Below are 15,893 nucleotides of genomic sequence, written 5' to 3' on the forward strand. Positions count from 1 at the left end.
GCCGTACTTTGGTCATGATTTATTGATACGAATATAGACCTGCCACCGCGCGGGAGGAGGCAAGGACATGAGTATTGAGCTAGCGCAGATTGAATTCGAATCCACGGCTTTCCAGCCGGTCCGTGGCGAGCCTTCGAATGAAGCGGCCAAAGACTGGTTCACCGGCCGCTCGGCTGCCATCGATCGCCTGCGCGCGCGGGCGACTCGGCTCGGCCACGAGGGAGCGGCTGTCGCCTTGATCCACGGAGAGACGGGGACCGGGCGCCTCCGCCTGGCCCGCTGGATGCACGAGTGCGGCGCGCGCTCCGGCCGGCCTTTGCTCGTTCTCGACGCCCTCGACGCCCGCGTCGGCGCGCAGCTCGAGGTCGTCCGCGCTGCCCTGCGCGAGCGGGAGCCGCGGGCGACGATCCCCGGGACGATCGTGCTGCGCCACGCCGAGCGCGCTGACGCGGCGACCCTCGAGGTGCTCACGGAGCTGCTCGCGGCCCAGGGCATCGAGCTGGTCTGCGCGCTGATCCTCATCAGCCGACGCACGCCGGAGGAGCTGCGCGGCAGCTCCCCTGGCCACGCCAAGCTCCTCGGCCGCGCGGCCTCGGCCACGCTCCAGGTCCCTCCCCTGCGCGTGCGCGGGGACGACATCGCCGCCCTCGCCCGCGAGTTCGCGGCCGAGGCCTCGCGTCGCTACGACAAGGGGATCCGCGGTCTGTCCAGCCAGGCGCTGTCGAAGCTCGAAGAGCACGACTTCCCGGGCAACGTCCGCGAGCTCGGGCTGCTCGTCGAGCAGGCGGTGCTCCGCGCCAGCGGAGACTGGGTCACGGCCGCGGACTTCCCCTCGCTGCACAGCGCGAGCCCGATCAGCGAGGCCCGCAAGGGCGAGCTCGTCGTCCGCCTGCCCGGCTCCTCGCTGCGCGAGATCGAGATCGAGGCGCTGCGCATGGCCCTGGCCCTGTCCGAGGGCCGAGTCGTCCGCGCGGCCGAGCTGCTCGGCATCACCCGCCACGCCCTGCGCCGCAAGCTCGAGAAGTTCGGGCTCACGGATCTACGCGCCAGCTGAGCGCTCAGTCTCGGACGCTCGCGCGCAGCCGCTCGAGGTCGCGCGAGAGCGCCGGGGCCCCGGCGAAGTCGGCCGCGTCGACGGCGTCCAGGAGGGCGCGCGCGGCCGCAGGATCGCGGCTGGCGATCAGCTCGGCGTGGAGCATGCGGGCGCGAGCCAGGCGGCGGCGCGAGAAGTTGTCCTCGGGCGCGCCCTCGGGAGTCACGACGAGCGCTTCGAGGCGGGCGAGCAGGGCCTCGGCGAGCTCGGGCTGCCCGGCCTGCCTGGCGTAGCCAGCGACGAGGCCGAGCTCCCGCGCCCCACAGGCCGAGAGGGCCCGCGCCAGGGCGGCCTGCGAGCGCGCCTGCTCCCCCGCGTTGGCGAAGCTCACCGCCAGCAGGGCGTCGAGCTCGGCGATCAGCGCGGGATCGGCCGCGGGGTCGAGGCCGGTCCGCTCGCGGACCTCGAGCAAGGTCACCGCGGCCTCGGCGTGGGCGCCGATCAGGCCCTGAGCCTGGCCGACGCGCTGGCGCGCGAGCAAGGCGACGTCGCTGTCCGGCCCGCGGCTCTCGGCGAGGATCCGCGCGCCGCGAGCCGCCGCCGACAGGGCCGCCTCCCCCTCCCCCAGCTCGATCTCCACGTCGGCGAGGTTGCTCAGCGCGATGCCGACGAGCGCGTGGCGTGGGCCGAGCTCCCGCTCACGGGCGCCCACGGCCTCGCGCAGCAGGTCTCGGGCGCGCTCGGCCTCGCCTTGGGCCAGGCGGGTGAAGGCCAGGTTGTTCATCGGGCCCGTCGCCCTGGCGTTGTCGCGGCCGACGGTCTCGCTGGCCAGCTCGAGGGCGCGCTCGAAGCTGCGCTCGGCCAGGCCGAGGTCGCCGCGCTCGTAGGCCGCCACGCCGACGTCGAGGTGGAGATCCAGGCGCCGCATGGGCGCGTCGAGGCCCGCCGCGTCGAGCTCCGCGAGGCCGCGCGTCGCCAGGACCTCGGCGCCCGCGAAGTCCCGACGGACGAAGGCGTTCCAGCTCATGATGTCGGCGATGTCCGCAGCCAGGCCACCATCGTGCTGGCCATGACGCTCGAGCAGCGACCTGGCCTGCTCCGCCCACAGCTCGGCGAACTCGGGGCGCCCGCGGCTGCCCTCGAGCTTCGCCAGCGAGACCGCGGCGCGCAGGGCCTGGATGTCCTCGCCGAGGGCGAGCGCGGTGAAGAAGACCTCGCGCAGCTCGAGATCGGCGTCGTCGAGGTGATCCAGGCGCAGCTGCAGCAGGCCATGAACGACCTCGACCTCGACGAGCGCAGGCGCGAAGCCGAGGGCCTCGAGCTCGGTGCGCAGGGCCTCGAGCTTGGCCTCGGCCTCGGCGTAGCGACCCGTGTCGAGCAAGGCTCGGGCCCGCGCGAGCTCGGCCCTGGCAGCCTCGACGCGGTGCGCGAGGGCCTCGTCGTCAGGCACCGAGAGGCCGCCATCGAGGACCTGCTCTGCGTCGCAGGTCTGCAAGCTCGGCAGGCCCTCGACCGCCGAGAGCGCCCGCTCGAGGCCCTGCGCGCCCTCGGTCTGGGCATGTCCGAGCGCCTCGGCGAGCGCGCCCAGCTCCATGCGCCTGTGCTGGAGGCAGCGCCACTGCGCGGCGTAGATCTCCTCCGACTGCTCGCCGCGGATCCGCGTGGCCGCGCAGGCCTCCTCGGCCGCGGCCCGCCAGCGCTGCGCGTAGTCGTCGAGGCCAGCCTCGACCCGCGCGCCGGCCGGGGCCGCGTTGGGCAGGCCGCTGGCGGCGAAGCGCTCGCGCACCGCCTCGCGCTGACTCGCGCCCCAGACCACCCCGACGCTGGCCCCGGCGTCGGGGCAGATCGGCGCTTGCACCCCCATCGTGGCCGATCCCCCGCTCCGCCCCCAGGCCAGCAGGCCAAAGACCAACACGGCGGCGATCGCCAGGGGCGTGCTGCGCTTGGTCCAGTCGTCGCGGGAGAGCGCGGCGATGAGCGCATCCATGCTCGAGAAGCGCTCTCCCGGATCGACGCTCAGCCCGCGCTCGAGGGCCGCCCGCAGCGCTCGCGGGACCTGCCGGGCGTCGACCGGATCCCGGCGCTGTCCGGTGCAGACCGCCGTGGCCAGCTCCATGGGGCCGCGCCCAGCAAAGGGCCGCTCGCCAAAGAGCGCCTCCCACAGGGCGACGCAGAAGCTGAACTGATCGCTGCGCGCGTCGACCTCCTCGCCGCGCCACTGCTCGGGAGACATGTAGGCGGGCGTCCCCATGATCGCCCCGCCGTGCGTGAGCGCGGAGTCCACGGTCAGCGCGTCGCCCTGCGCCGCTCCGCCCCGCGGAGTATCGAGAGCGAGCTCGAGACCGACGCCCTCGAGGTCGAGCTCGATGCTCGGCTCGGCGCCTGGCGGGGCCCCCTCGATCAGCTTGCCGATCGCCCGGACCAGGCCAAAGTCGAGGACGCGCGCGCGCCCCTGGCCGTCGATCAGCACATTGTCCGGCTTGAAGTCACGGTGGACCAGGCCCGCGGCGTGGGCCGCCACGAGGCCCTCCCCCGCCTCGATGTAGGCCGCGAGGAGCTCGTCGACGCTGCGGCCGTCAGCGGCCTGCCAGCGCGAGAGCGGCCGGCCGTCGATGAGCTCCATGGCGATGAAGAGCTGGCCGTCCACCGTGCCTGCGTCGTAGACCTGGACCACGTTGGGGTGCGAGACCCGGGCCAGCCCCTTGGCCTCGCGGAGCATGCGGACGCGGGCCTGCTCGCGGCTCGAGACCTTGGGGTGGATCAGCTTGATCGCCAGCTTGCGGTCGAGCTCGGGGTCGTAGGCGACGAGCACCACCCCCATGGCCCCCGCGCCCAGCCGGCGCAGGATCACGTAACGACCGATCTTCGGCGGGATGCTCAGGCTCAAGTCGCCCGGCCGCTCCTCCCCGAGCGCGCCGCCCCTGCCCTCACGAACCTCCCCGATCCCCCCGATCCCTCGTCCCGCCTCCGAGTCTTGCGTCGCGCCCAGCGGATCCGCGAGGTGCGAGGCCTCCCCTGCCGCCCGAGTCTGGTCGAGGGCTAGCGAGTTCGCCGGCGGAACGCGCCCCTTTGCCTGCCCGCCCGGCCAGGTGGCCTCGCTGGACTCGTCGGCCATCGCCGGCCGACGGTAGCACGGGCACCGCGCGAGCGCGTGGCACGGCACCCCTGCCGCCTTCGTGGTGAATTCTCGAGGGCCTGTGCACGCGCGAGGTGGCCATCCTGGTACTGTTGCCGCGATGAGTGGCGGTCCACCAGACTCGCTCGACAAGCGCGATCCAGGGCACCGCACCACCGCCCCCAGCCTCAACAAGACGGTGCCCGACGCCGGCGACGGAGCCATCGCGCCGATGCGGGCGCGGGCGGCTTGCCTGGTCGTCATCAAGGGCCCGCTCTTCGGGCACAAGTTCGATCTCGAACAGGAGCTGATCGTCGGCCGAGACCCTCAGGCGGGCGTGTTCCTCGACGACGGCCTGGTCTCGCGCAGCCACGCCAAGATCAGCCCCGACGGCGCCGGTGTGCGGATCTTCGATCTCTGCTCGACCAACGGGACCTTCGTCAACGACAGCGCCGTCACCAGCAAGTATCTCGACGATGGCGACAAGATCGCCATCGGCAACACGCTGTTCAAGTTCATCAGCCGCGACAACATCGAGGCCGTCTACCACGAGCACCTCTACTCGATGACCCACTTCGACGCCCTGACCGGCGTCCACAACCGGCCGACCTTCGACAGCTCGATCTCCTCGTCGATCGCCAAGGCCGCCCGGGTCGCGGAGCCGCTCGCGTTGATGCTCCTCGACATCGACCACTTCAAGCGCTGCAACGACACCTATGGCCACCGAGCCGGGGACTACGTGCTCAAGCAGGTCGGCACCGTGCTCGGCGACAACCTCCGCGATGGGGACTTCGTCGCCCGCTATGGCGGCGAAGAGTTCGCGCTGATCATCCGCCGGCTCTCCCCGCCCGGGCCGGCTCGCTTCGCCGAGCACCTGCGCGGCGTGATCCAGGCCCAGCGCTTCGAATTCGAGGGCCACCACATCCCCGTGACGATCTCCGCTGGGGTGGCCTATTGGGATCCTGCGATGCAGTCGCCTGCTCAGCTGATCGAGCTCGCGGACCAGCGCCTGTATCGAGCCAAGCACGCCGGGCGCAATCAGATCGTCGCCGAGTGAGCTCGGCAGCCGCTCTCGCGCGACTACATCGCGCACGAGTCGACAATCCAGCGCGAGCGGATCGCTGGCTCGTCGCCGCAGCTACCTGGGGTGACGAGCGTCGGATCCTCGCGCTGGACGATACGGATCGAGCGCTCCGCACCGCTCGCGTCGCTGAAGCGGACCAGGTGTCGGCCGTCCTCGTCGGCCGCGAGCTGCTCGCGCAGACGCAGCTGCGCGTCTCCATCCAGGCCCTCGGCGAGACGCAGCAGGCACTCCGCAGCCTGGGCGGGGGTCGAGTGCACGCAGCGTCCCCGGAGCCGCTCGAGCGGGGCCAGGGATCCCGCGGCCACGCCAGCCATCAGGCCCGGGACCTCGTCGAGCTCGAGTCGTCCCCATAGCGCCCCCAAGGGCAGCGCGAGGGCCATGGGCGCGAAGCGGTGGCCGCCGAGGTGGGCGCTTTGCCAGACATTTTCGGGATCCTGGGCGGCCATGGCCGACCACAGCGGCAGCCCCCACTTGGCGCAGCAGCGATCGCGCGCGCCGTGGGTGCAGACCAGCCACAGCAGGCCGTCTAGAGGGCGCATGCGCGCGAGCAGCTGCTCGTCGTCGAGGCTGGCCAGCTCGCCGAGCTCGAGCTCGGCGCTCAGGAGGCTGCGCGCGGCGGGGTCCTCCCCAGCCTCGACAAGGAAGACCTTGCGCCGCGCGCCCGTGCTCTGGCCGGGCTTGCGGATCAACACCACGCGGGTCCCCGGACGCGCGCTGCGCTCGAGGATCCACGCCTGCACCGCCGCAGGGAGCTGGCTGTCGGCCGGCGGGCGGGCCCCCCAGGGGCGCCCATCCTCGATCAGGATCCACCGCCGGACGCCCGCTGGCGCCGTCCCGGCCAGCGCCTCGTCGAGGGCGAGGTTCCGGCAGTAGCCCTGTTCGGCCAAGGGGAGCGCTCGCGTCATGGGGGCAGCATGTCGAGACCCCTCGCCGGACGCAAGCAAGCGCCCCCAAAAGAAGAAGCCCGCCGCTGGCGCGAGCCAGGGCGGGCCTCTCGGAGGTGAGCGTGCCCCTCGGGGCGCGTCGCTCAGCCGTCCGTGGTGTCGCCGGTGTCCGTGCCGGTGTCCGTCGACTCTTCCTCTTCCTCGGCCGCGCAGACAGCGTCGGGGGCGTAGACGCCGGCGCAGTACTTGCCAACGTTATCCCAGCGCTTGCCCGTGTTCTCGTCCACGTAGGTCTCGTTGAAGGGGTCGTAGTTGAAGGGGCACAGGTCGCAGGCGTCGCCGATACCGTCGAAGTCCTGGTCCCACTGCGGCAAGAAGCACATCTTGCCCCACAGCTCGTCCGGGTCGTCGATGTCGGTCAGGCCCAGGCGCTGGTTGGCCATGTCGGGCGTGCAGTTGGGGTCATCCTCGCCCTGCGGGGCGCACAGCCCAGCGTCGGCGAGCGCGTCCTCGCAGCCGGGGGGGAGGTCCACGATGCCGGGCTCCGAAGCCACGGCGTTGGGCAGCGAGCGGCACTTGCTCCCGTCGGGGACGTCCTCGCCGATCTCCGCCTCGTCGGCGCAGTCGATCTGAACCGGGAAGCCGTCGGGGTCACACAGACCCTCGCAGTCCCAGCTGCCGTCCTCGCCCATCACGTACTGGCCATCGCCGGGGTAGGCGTTGACGCAGCACAGACCGTTGACCGAGACCTCCATGAAAGCGAAGGGCCGCGGGTCCTTGAGGTCTTCACAGGCGCTGTTGGTCTCACAGGAGGCACCGACGAAGTCGCCGTCCTCGTCGTCGACCTGCATGCCGCCGTCGGTCACCTGCATGGGATTGGCGTCGAAGGGGCAGGTGTCGCAGATGTCACCGACCTGGTCGCCGTCGGAGTCGACGTGGTTGCAGTAGCCAGAGTCGGCGCAGGTCGAGCCGTCACCACACTCGGTGTCGTCGGTGCACGCCGTGGGCGTGGCCGAGACCGGCTGACGCGGACAGAAGTCGTCCACGTTGGCGAGGCCGTCCTGGTCGAAGTCGTCCTCGGGCGCGAAGCCGACGGGGCCGGCCGCGTGCTCGAAGAACTTGCCGTCGGGGTCGTCCGGGTTGACGCAGGAGTCACCGATCATGTCGGAGTTGGCGTCCTGCTGGCAGACGCTGGAGTTCTCCCACTCGGTCTCGACACCCACGCTGTGCGGGTTCTCGGGGCCGAACACGCCACAGTTGGCGTCGACGATGCAGTTGTCGCAGACGTCGCCGATGCCGTCCTGGTCGAAGTCCGCCTGCGAGGGGATGTTGCGCACCCACAGCCGCGGATCGTCGACCATCGCCGACTCCAGGTTGTACTTGTCGGACGTCTGACGACAGGTGTCGCAGTTGTTGCCGACGCCGTCCTTGTCGGAGTCGGAGGTGTTGCTCGAGCCCGAGGTCAGCGGGCACAGGTCCATGACGTCGCCGAAGCCGTCGAGGTCCTGGTCCTCCTGGTAGGGGTTGTAGAAGTCCCGCGCGTTGTCGCAGGACAGCTGGACCCCGTCACCATCGGTGTCCTCCTTGCACTTGGGAGGGTCGATGTTGAAGTCGTAGTAGAAGTCCGTGTAGCCCTGACCACCGGAGGTGATCAGCGGCATGCCGCAGACGTCGTGGAAGGCCGCGTTGTACTTGGCCAGATCCTCGGGGTTGCTGAGGTCGAGATCCTCGAAGCGCTCGACGTCCTCGAGGCCGGGGACCCTGAAGCGGTAGCGCCCGGTCGCCTCGCGGCCGAGCGAGTCGAACTCGGTGTCCGTCGAGACCAGCTGGGTGCCGAAGCGGACCGAGTCGACGACGACCCGGACCTCACCTTGGCGCTGCTCGCTGACGTCGACCTCCATGCACGGCGGCGTGGACTCGTCGACCTCGAGCGGATCGGTGGTGCAGTTGGGGCCACCAGCCACGACGTGCTGCTCCTCCCAGCACTCGGGGAGCATGCTGGTCTCGCAGGACTCACCCACGGAGTCCTCGCCGCCGGCCTTGCGACCGATCTGGACCAGCGCGATCTTCTGCGTGTTCTCGGGCGAGAGGTCGTACTTGTTCGAGAGCTGGATCTCGAAGTCGTCGCAGGCGCCGATGCGCAGGTTGTCCGTGGGGAAGCCGGTGCCCGGGATGACGTGGAACTCCGGCGTCTCGAACACGTAGCTGAGCTTGTCGTCGGCGAGGTAGTTGCCGACCTTGTCGCGCAGACGCTGGCCCTCGGAGGAGAACACCACGCGGTACTCCGAGCCGGAGCACATGCCGCGGTCGAAGTTCTCGTAGGTCTCGTTGAAGCGGCCGTCGTGCATGCGCCAGCCGTCCTGGACGTTGAGCCCGCCGATCAGGTTGGGGCTGCTCGCCGTGTCCGCGCACTCCTCGACGAGCGCGCGGGTCTGGTTGCCGCGGTCCGCGGGGAGGTAGAGCACGCCCTTGAGCGCGGGGTCGTAGACCACGCCGCCGGCCTTGGTCACGAAGCGCGTGATGTAGGCGTCCTCGTTGCTGGTCCCGTCGTGGCGCGTCAGGTTGCCCCAGGGCGCGGTGCAGAACTGCTCGATCTGGTCGGCGCAGTAGTCGGCCTGGCCGGCCGGGTCGCCGCAGTAGCAGCTGCGGGTCTCCTCGGGCAGCGTGCGGTCACGGTCGAAGCGACCGATGGGCGTGACGTTGGGCTGGAAGAGCGGGTCACAGGGGCCGCCGTCGGTGCTCCCCAGGCTCTCCTGGCAGCACTCTTCCGCGGTCAGCGTCCCGTTGGGGTTCTCGCCGGCGTCGCACTGGGCGAGGCGGTCGCCAGCGCCCCACTCGACGCAGCTGCCGTCCTCGGGGTCGCAAGACAGGAAGGGCGCGGTGGCGCGGTAGCACGCGCCGGCGCCCTTGTCCTTGAAGCGCTTGTCGACGCAGTACCCGCCCCCGCCGAGGTTATCCTCGGCGTTGCAGGTCACGAACCACTCGGACTTGCAGTGCAGATCCATGCAGCCAGCGGTGTCGGCGTCACAGGAGTTGCCCTCGGCGTTGGTGCCGATGCAGACCGCGCCCGGGTCGTCGCCGATGCCGGTGCTGCCCTCGCAGTCGGAGTTGCTCTGACAGGGCAGCCCATCGGGCTCGATGCCCGCGGGGCGGAGGTCCGGGTGCGTCTCGCGGACCTTGTCGGCCAGCGGCAGGCGCCGCTCGATGATCTCACCGCCGAAGTCGTAGAGGTAGCGCAGCGGCTCCATGTCGCGGTTGACGTCGGTGACGAAGCCCGCGCACTCCTCGTAGATGTTGCCGCTGGGGTCGCAGGTCAGCGCGTTGACCGGGGTCAGCTTCGAGCCGTTGGCGTCGACGCCGTACTTGGCGACGTTGACCGAGAGCTCGTAGTCGCAGACGGTGCAGCAGGTGTCGGGGCCTTCGTCCGGGGCCGCGCAGCTGGCCGTGCGCCAGTCGGTCTCGCCGGTGTAGGACTTGGTGATGCCCTCGGCCTGCATGCGCAGGGGCAAGGTCTCGCCGCCGACGTCCTGGAAGCCGTTGCAGATCAGCGGATCGTCGTCGAGGACCTCGTGGTTGAAGTCCGTGCCCTGGGCGCGCAGGTTCTCGACGCAGGTCAGGTTGATCAGCCGGTTGACCTCGTCGGGGTCGTCACCGGACTCCGCCAGGTAGTCGCCGTTGTAGCGGGTGATCGGCCCCTCGATGTGGGCGATCTGCGAGCGCCAGTCGTAGACCTCGAAGAGCTGCGGGCTGCTCGGATCCTTGCGCACCAGCTCGACGCTGGTCGCGTCGAGCAGGTTGTTGAACACGAACTCGAGCCCGCTCCAGGCGACGAGCGGCGAGATCTTGCAGTACTCCTCCGCGCCGCGGTCGGACTCCTGGGCCTCCTCCGTCTCGGGACAGTCGACGATGTCCTCGATGAAGTACTTGCCAGAGCTGACCCCGTCGGTGAGGCGGTGCACCTTCGTGTTGGCGTAGTTGACCCCGCTGATGCTCTCGAGCACCAGTTTGTCGGGATCGCAGATGCCACAGTCGGTGTCCGAGATGCACCCGGTCGACATCAACGCGGCGGCAACCACGGCGCCCAGGGCCGCTGTAGATGCGAGCGAGCCAATGGGGGCGTTCACGAGCTTGCGCGATTCGAGGTTGGACATGTTCTGCATTCCTCTATGACCAGCCGATCTCAGATCCCGATCAGGGTATCCGGGATTGGCTGGTTCCTCTTTTTCATGATGCCAAGGACGACGGCGCCGTTGCGCTTGGCGAGGTCGAGGATCTCGACCGCCTTGCCGTAGTTGGCGTCGTCGTTGAAGTCGATGAAGACGACCTTCTCCTCCCGCCCCTGGAGGCGGCTGGAGATCAAGTCACCGAGCTCGTCTTCGCTGTTGATCTGGGTGCCGTTGAGTGACAGCGCACCGTTCGTGTCCAGGCCGATCACCAAGGTGTCCTTGTTGTTCGACTTGGGCTGCTTCTTCTTGCTCTCCGGCGGCACCCGCACGGAGATCTCTGGCACGGTCTTCGGCGTCATCACCATGAAGATGATGAGCAACACCAGGCAAACGTCGACCAGTGGGGTCACGTTGATTTCACTGCTTGGGCCGCCTTTCGACCCGCCTGCGTCCATGCCCATTGGCTTGGTCTCCTGAGGCGCAACGCGCCGTGGGTGCTGAGCTTACGCCCGATTCGAGGGCGCAGAATAACGGAATTCGGCCAGGCTTACGAGCCCCGAGGTGGGGTGCTTGGATGGGGTCCCGAGCGCGCCCGGCCTGGTCCCGGGGTGGGTGCTCGATTTTTTACGTAAACGGCGCCGAGGACCCCCGCGGCGCCGTTCGAGGACTGGAACGATGGGGCTGGACTTCGAGGCCGAAGCTCAGCCCTCGCCAACATCGACCACGAGGGCGATGTTCTGGACGTTGGCCTCCTGAATCCACTCCATGACGACCCTCACACGACCGTAGTTCGTGCTCTTGTCGCCCTTCAGGAACAGGATCGGGCCAGTGTAGCCGCTGGCCGCGGCCTTGCCCTCGGCCATCGAGATCTCGCTTTGCAGGGCCTCGATGAAGTCCTTGCGCTGCGTGTAGGGGTCTTGGTTGACCCAGACACCCTCGTCGTCGACCGAGATGAAGACCTGGTCGCCTTCCTTGTGCTGGTCCGCCTCGACCAGCGTCGGGAGCTGAACGTCTTTTCCGCGGCCCAGCATCGGCGTGACGACCATGAAGATGATCAGCAGCACCAGACAGACGTCGACCAGCGGGGTGACGTTGATGCTGCTCTGGGGCCCGGAGGCGTGGACGCCCCCGTGGTCGCTCTTGTACGGGATCCGGCGGGTCCGCCGGCCGGTGTGGGCTTGGGTACTCATGAGTTCACCCAGCGATTAGCTCAGTACCGGCCTTCCTTGAGCACGTAGTTGATGACTTCGCTGGCGACATCGTTCATGTCGATCTGGAAGCCCTCGACCCGCGCGTTGAAGTAGTTGAAGGCCATGACCGCGGGGATGGCGACCAGGAGGCCGACCGCCGTGGCCACGAGGGCCTCGGAGATGCCGCCGGCGACCGAGGAGAGCCCGCCGCCGCCATCGGAGGACAAGCCCTGGAAGGAGTTGATGATACCGACGACGGTGCCGAGGAGGCCGACGAAGGGGGCGGTCGAACCCGTGGTGGCGATCAGCGCCAACCCGCGCTTGAGGTTGGCCGTCTCGCGCTCCTTGGAGCGCTCCATCTGACGGTTGACGGCGTCGACGAGGTCGAAGTCGCCGACGTCGTCGGGGCCCTCTTCCTGGAGCGCCTCGAGACCCTGGAGGTACTCGTCCATGCCCGATCCCACGACCTTGGCGATGGGGCTGTAGTGGTGTTGCTTGACCGCCGCGACCGAGTCATCGAGCTTGCGCTCGTTGAGGAAGTTCCGCAGCAACATGATGTAGTTGATGCTCTGGCGCTTGGCGATGGCGAACACGACGCCCCGTTCGACGGCCATGATCGACGTGATGACAAACTGGACCAACAAGAAGATCAGGACCAGCTTGGCGAATATGCCCATCTGGGCCCACATGCCGGACAGGGTGAAGGTCGGGGCCTCTTCGGCGAGCAGGAGCAGGGTTTCCATCGGGGTCTCTCTCGGGGTTCGTTCCGGTTGTTCAAGGCAGGGGCTCGTCGCTTGGCGACGGCCCCTCGCCGATCACTTGAACTTGATGCTGAAGGTACGCTCGGTGCAGGTCTTCACCGGCTTACCACCGACAACGAAGGGCTTGAAGCGCCACTTCTTGATGGTGTCGCGGATGATCTGGTCGACCTGAGGGTCACCGGGGAATTTTTTCTTGGTCTTGACGTCCACGACCTTGCCTGAGGTGTCGACGCAAAACGAAGTCTTGTTGGTGCCATCGCGCTTGTCGAAGCGCGCGGCCTTGGTCTGCTGGAGCTGCTTTTGGTCGGGGTCGGGCGAGTAAACCGCCTGCGACATGACCGCAGCCAGAGGCTTCTTGGCGACCGACTTGCTCTCGGTCGGCTTGGTCGAGATGCCCGCGCCGCCGGGGATTCCGCCGGGGACACCACCGGGCACGCCACCAGGGACACCGCCGGGCACGCCGCCAGGGACACCGCCGGGCACGCCCTTGGGCACGCCTCCCCCACCCGTTTTCTTGTCGGGGATGTCCTTGGGCTTGTCGTCCGGCTGGACGATCTCCTCGAGGACCTCTTCCTCCTCGGGGATGTCCTCTTCCTCTTCCACGTCATCTTCCATCTGGTTGCCAGCGGGGGGCGGCGGAGGAGGAGGTGGCGGAGGCGGCTCTTCGGCCGTCATCTGGACGATGATGAAATCGATGGTCGGCGGATCGACCCGGGCGATGCTCATCTTCCCCGCGACCCACATGAAGAAGATCATGGCGAAGGTGCCCGTGACTGCCACGACTGCCGCAGCCATGAGCAGCTTGATGCGCCGTGGGTTGATCTCGGTTGTCGACAGGTAGTGCTCGAACGCCATCGGTAAGTCCTTTCGCTGCGGCTCAGCCGTGCACGGTGAGCAACGACTGAGCGCGGGCAGCGGCTTTCACTCCGCACGGCGCGTGAAGTCCGGTCACCTTCACTTGCGCTTCCCCTTCTTGCCCTTGTCGCCCTCGGCGGACGCGGCGTCCTCCTCGGCCTTCTTCTGGGCGTAGAGCTCCTCGAGGTGATCTGCGTCGGACTTCTCCGCCTCAGGCGTCAGCGGCGCCTCAGGACAGCAGGCAACCACCTGCTTCTGGTCCGACTTCAACACGAGATCATCACCGTCGACGCTGATGAAGCCCGTGAAGGTCGTGTACTTCATGCGCTTCCACAGATCGACCTGCGCGAGTACGGCCTCGCTGATGTCCGGGGCCTCCTCCCCTTCGGCCACGGCGGGCTTGAGGAAGGTGTAGCGGATGGAGACGATCTTCTTGGGGAGCGGCGGGGGCTCTTCGCCCTCGACCTCGGTCGGAGGAGGAGGCGGCGGCTCCTCGCCATCGGGAAGCGGCGGCTCGTACTCGACCTCGATGTCGAGGTCCCAGACGTGGTTGTCGGCGTCGACCTCTTTGACGGTCTCGTCGATCACGTGGCCGATGATCGTGAGCTCGCGTTCCATCCACGAGGTCGGATCCGCCTCGAGCTCCTGGAAGAGCGCGCCGGGTTCGGGGTTCGCCGGGCACTCGGGGATCTTGTCGATGTCGCAGACCGCCTTGGTCTCGCGCCACGCGAGCATCAGATCACGGCGGGCGAGGATCGCCAGGATCGCGTCCTCGGTGGTCTCGGGCGGCTCGATGTACTCGCGCGCGAGAGACTTCTGCGTGTAGGCCATGGACCGCCACACGTAGGGGTCGCGGTACTTGGGCTCGAGGGCCGTGGCCTTCTCGAGCATCTTGATGACCTCGTCGGCGATCTCGATGCGCCTGTCGGCGTCGACGGCCGCGTTGAAGGGCATGCCCGACTCGGCGTCCGGAAAGAGCGGCGAGAAGCGCCGTGTTGCGAGGGTGTACCAGGCCTTCGCGCTCTCCGGGAAGTCCTCGGTGCGCTTGACGTACCACTCCTCGGCCTTCTCTGGCTTGCCGCAGATGTCGTCGAAGGTCTGCGCGATCGTCATGTACAGATCTTCGTTTTGCGGGCAGGCCAGATGCATCTGGCGCCAGTGCTCGATCAGATCGTCGCAGCGCGCGTCGGCGCCCAGGAGCGCCAGGCGGTGCTCACGGTAGGCGGCGGCTTCGGGGTCGGTATTGGGCTTCTCGGCCTCGCCTTCGGCGGCCTCACCCTCGGCGTCCTCACCCTCGGCGGGCGCCTCTTCTTCTTCGACCTTGGGCTTGGCGCAGGCCGGCTGCTCATCGACGCCGACCGGCTTGTCGCGGGTCTCGTTCCACGCGTCGAGGGCCTCGAGCGCCAAGGTTGCGTACTCCTTGCGCTTGGCGATGGCCTCTTCGTTGGTGGCGTCCTTGAGCGCGAGGACGATGCTCTCGGCGGCCATCGCCCGGTTCCATTGAACCGTGACCCCGCCGGGCTCGAGCTCGAGAGACTCGTTGTATTTGGCGATGGCGTCCTCGAACTGGGCGTCCCGATACAGCTGGTTGCCCTCGCGGATGAGATCGCGCGACTTGATCTTCGTACACGCGGTCAGGCCCAGGGCCATGGAGATCGCGGCGAGGAGAGCGAGCTGGCGACGCATGGAGGGCGCCAGTGTACCGGTATGGCCCCAGGAATCAAGACGAACCTGCGCCCCGAGACTACCCTGCCTCACCCGACAGATCGGCTCCAGATAGCCTAGGGACGCGATCCACTGGAGAAAGCTGCGGCTTTGCGAGGCGCGGGGCGCCGTCCGTGCGGGCGCCTTCGCAGCCCGCCTTGGTCGAATCGACGTCACCTTGGTCATCGAAAACGGATCTCGAAGGTGGTCTCGCTGCACGCGCGCCGCGGCGCTGCATCGACGCGCATTGGAGAAAAACGCCAGCCAGAGACCGTCTTCGTGACGATGCGATCGACCTCGTCCTCCCCGAAGCTCCGCTCGATCCGCACGCTCTCGGGCTCCACTCGCCCACGCGGATCGACGCAAAAGTGCGTGACGATCCGCCCCCCTCGGCGCCGAACACCTGCGGCGGTCTTGCGTAGCGCCGACTCGCTCGGATCGGGGCAGCTGAGACAGTTCAGGGCCGAAAAGCCCACGGCCAGGGGCGCGCCTGGACCCTTGCGCTCCCCCCCTGGCGCTCGCGCGCAGTTGGGGCCCACGCAGGTGCCCCTCGGCGGCGAGATCCCGCGATCGATCGGTGAACAAACGCCCCCTGGACAACCCTGCCCCACGCCGCCGAGAGCGTCGGGGATCCCCGAAGATCGCTCCGCCTCTGGCGAAGAGGCGCCGAGCGCCGCAGTCGAGTCGCTGGCCACGGGTTCGCTGCGAGGTTCCTCCTCATCGACCCGACGCGGCGCGGGGGCAGCTGCGGGCGCCGGGGTGTCGGCTCGGGGCTCGTGCGCGGGGGCAGCTGGCGCCTCCTTCGTCGGGGGCGGCGGCAAGAAGCTGAGCTGCGCGATCTCGATGCGCCGCTCGGGCGGACCCACGCGATCGATGGCGAGCTGCTCGAGGCTCCAGATCCCCGCGAGCGTCCCCATGCTCGCTGCGACGACGGCCAGACCCGAGAGCACCAAGCGCTGCGCTCGTTCCCTGGCCCCAGCGTCGAGGTCGAGGTTCGCGGCGAACATCAGCGCGCCCTCCCAAGCGTGACCACGCGAGCGCGGCGAGCAGGCCGAAGGTGACGAGCGGCCCGATCAGCTCGAGCCCGATCAGCTCGAGCCT

General features: G+C 68.9%; 11 protein-coding genes. 2 read left to right on the plus strand and 9 right to left on the minus strand.

The features are described from left to right. Positions 1-67: 67 nt before the first annotated feature. Entirely contained in the window at positions 68-1,054 is a 987-nt protein-coding gene (locus G6O69_RS28735; RefSeq protein WP_172306675.1) for a helix-turn-helix domain-containing protein, read from the plus strand. Between the two features lie 4 nt (positions 1,055-1,058). Here the strand turns inward: G6O69_RS28735 and G6O69_RS28740 are convergent, their stop codons facing one another. After that, entirely contained in the window at positions 1,059-4,148 is a 3,090-nt protein-coding gene (locus G6O69_RS28740; RefSeq protein WP_172306676.1) for a serine/threonine-protein kinase, read from the minus strand. Between the two features lie 121 nt (positions 4,149-4,269). Here G6O69_RS28740 and G6O69_RS28745 point away from each other — a divergent pair, with 121 nt between their 5' ends. Next, positions 4,270-5,205 (plus strand): GGDEF domain-containing protein, encoded by a 936-nt coding sequence (locus G6O69_RS28745; protein WP_172306677.1) that lies wholly within the window; start codon positions 4,270-4,272, stop codon positions 5,203-5,205. A gap of 23 nt (positions 5,206-5,228) precedes the next feature. On the opposite strand, the gene G6O69_RS28750 is transcribed toward G6O69_RS28745, so the two are convergent. The 8 genes from G6O69_RS28750 to G6O69_RS28785 all read right to left on the minus strand — a co-directional run bounded on the left by G6O69_RS28750 (position 5,229) and on the right by G6O69_RS28785 (position 15,799). Then, positions 5,229-6,137, minus strand: coding sequence for a sucrase ferredoxin (locus G6O69_RS28750; protein ID WP_172306678.1), 909 nt, complete (start codon positions 6,135-6,137; stop codon positions 5,229-5,231). A gap of 122 nt (positions 6,138-6,259) precedes the next feature. Beyond that, positions 6,260-10,267: a thrombospondin type 3 repeat-containing protein gene (locus tag G6O69_RS28755; protein WP_255215897.1), complete on the minus strand. Its 4,008-nt coding sequence runs from the start codon at positions 10,265-10,267 to the stop codon at positions 6,260-6,262. Between the two features lie 29 nt (positions 10,268-10,296). Continuing rightward, positions 10,297-10,743, minus strand: a complete 447-nt coding sequence (locus G6O69_RS28760) for a biopolymer transporter ExbD (RefSeq protein WP_172306679.1) — start codon at positions 10,741-10,743, stop codon at positions 10,297-10,299. 240 nt (positions 10,744-10,983) lie between these two features. Beyond that, the gene (locus tag G6O69_RS28765; protein ID WP_172306680.1) at positions 10,984-11,472 is read right to left on the minus strand and encodes a biopolymer transporter ExbD; all 489 of its coding nucleotides are present in this window, start codon (positions 11,470-11,472) and stop codon (positions 10,984-10,986) included. 20 nt (positions 11,473-11,492) lie between these two features. Further along, positions 11,493-12,215 (minus strand): MotA/TolQ/ExbB proton channel family protein, encoded by a 723-nt coding sequence (locus G6O69_RS28770; RefSeq protein WP_172306681.1) that lies wholly within the window; start codon positions 12,213-12,215, stop codon positions 11,493-11,495. Between the two features lie 72 nt (positions 12,216-12,287). Further along, complete coding sequence (locus G6O69_RS28775; protein ID WP_172306682.1) at positions 12,288-13,088, minus strand: TonB family protein; 801 nt, start codon at positions 13,086-13,088, stop codon at positions 12,288-12,290. Between the two features lie 99 nt (positions 13,089-13,187). Continuing rightward, the gene (locus tag G6O69_RS28780; protein WP_172306683.1) at positions 13,188-14,774 is read right to left on the minus strand and encodes a hypothetical protein; all 1,587 of its coding nucleotides are present in this window, start codon (positions 14,772-14,774) and stop codon (positions 13,188-13,190) included. Positions 14,775-14,974: 200 nt separating this feature from the next. Then, positions 14,975-15,799: a TonB family protein gene (locus tag G6O69_RS28785; protein WP_172306684.1), complete on the minus strand. Its 825-nt coding sequence runs from the start codon at positions 15,797-15,799 to the stop codon at positions 14,975-14,977. Positions 15,800-15,893: the final 94 nt, after the last annotated feature.

The sequence above is a fragment of the Pseudenhygromyxa sp. WMMC2535 genome (genome assembly GCF_011083025.2).